General features: G+C 53.7%; 1 rRNA gene. It reads left to right on the top strand.

Annotated elements, in window-relative coordinates:
* Positions 1-333 precede the first annotated feature (333 nt).
* Positions 334-1,517, top strand: a 23S ribosomal RNA gene (locus ACFRAU_RS26030); the annotation flags it as partial.

Genomic DNA, 1,517 nt, shown 5'->3' with positions numbered 1-1,517 from the left:
CTGGATCACCTCCTTTCTAAGGAGCACTTTGGCTGCCGGGTTTCACCTGGTGGTCCAAGAGCCATTTCGTCGGCAAATGTCCGACGGTGGTTGCTCAAGGGTGGAACGTTGACTATTCGACCGGGTTCACGGGTCGGAGGCTGTGAGTACTGCTCTTCGGAGCGTGGAAAGCATGATCTCCGGGCGGGACCGGGTCGGGCACGCTGTTGGGTATCTGAAGGTATGGCCGTGAGGTCGCCTTCGGTTGCCGGCCCCAGTGCACTCGTCCGTGAGGACGGGGTGATGGGTGGCTGGTCGTTGTTTGAGAACTGCACAGTGGACGCGAGCATCTGTGGCCAAGTTTTTAAGGGCGCACGGTGGATGCCTTGGCACTAGGAGCCGATGAAGGACGGGACGAACACCGATATGCTTCGGGGAGCTGTAAGCAAGCTTTGATCCGGAGATTTCCGAATGGGGAAACCCACTACTCGTAATGGAGTGGTATCCTTACCTGAATACATAGGGTATGGAAGACAGACCCAGGGAACTGAAACATCTAAGTACCTGGAGGAAGAGAAAGCAAATGCGATTTCCTGAGTAGCGGCGAGCGAAACGGAATCTAGCCCAAACCAAGAGGCTTGCCTCTTGGGGTTGTAGGACACTCTGTACGGAGTTACAAAGGAACGAGGTAGATGAAGAGGTCTGGAAAGGCCCGCCATAGGAGGTAACAGCCCTGTAGTCGAAACTTCGTTCTCTCCTGAGTGGATCCTGAGTACGGCGGAACACGTGAAATTCCGTCGGAATCCGGGAGGACCATCTCCCAAGGCTAAATACTCCCTAGTGACCGATAGTGAACCAGTACCGTGAGGGAAAGGTGAAAAGCACCCCGGAAGGGGAGTGAAAGAGATCCTGAAACCGTGTGCCTACAAGTAGTCAGAGCCCGTTAACGGGTGATGGCGTGCCTTTTGTAGAATGAACCGGCGAGTTACGATCTCGTGCAAGGTTAAGCAGAAGATGCGGAGCCGCAGCGAAAGCGAGTCTGAATAGGGCGCATGAGTACGTGGTCGTAGACCCGAAACCAGGTGATCTACCCATGTCCAGGGTGAAGTTCAGGTAACACTGAATGGAGGCCCGAACCCACGCACGTTGAAAAGTGCGGGGATGAGGTGTGGGTAGCGGAGAAATTCCAATCGAACCTGGAGATAGCTGGTTCTCTCCGAAATAGCTTTAGGGCTAGCCTCAAGGTAAGAGTCTTGGAGGTAGAGCACTGATTGGACTAGGGGCCCCTACCGGGTTACCGAATTCAGTCAAACTCCGAATGCCAATGACTTATCCTTGGGAGTCAGACTGCGAGTGATAAGATCCGTAGTCGAAAGGGAAACAGCCCAGACCGCCAGCTAAGGTCCCAAAGTATACGTTAAGTGGAAAAGGATGTGGAGTTGCTTAGACAACCAGGATGTTGGCTTAGAAGCAGCCACCATTTAAAGAGTGCGTAATAGCTCACTGGTCGAGTGACTCTGCGCCGAAAATGTAGCGGG

It is taken from the genome of Arthrobacter sp. NPDC056691, assembly GCF_042791415.1.
Taxonomy (GTDB): Bacteria; Actinomycetota; Actinomycetes; order Actinomycetales; family Micrococcaceae; genus Arthrobacter.
The sequence above is the reverse complement of the archived record's forward strand: the minus strand, read 5'-3'. Positions and strand labels throughout refer to the sequence as shown.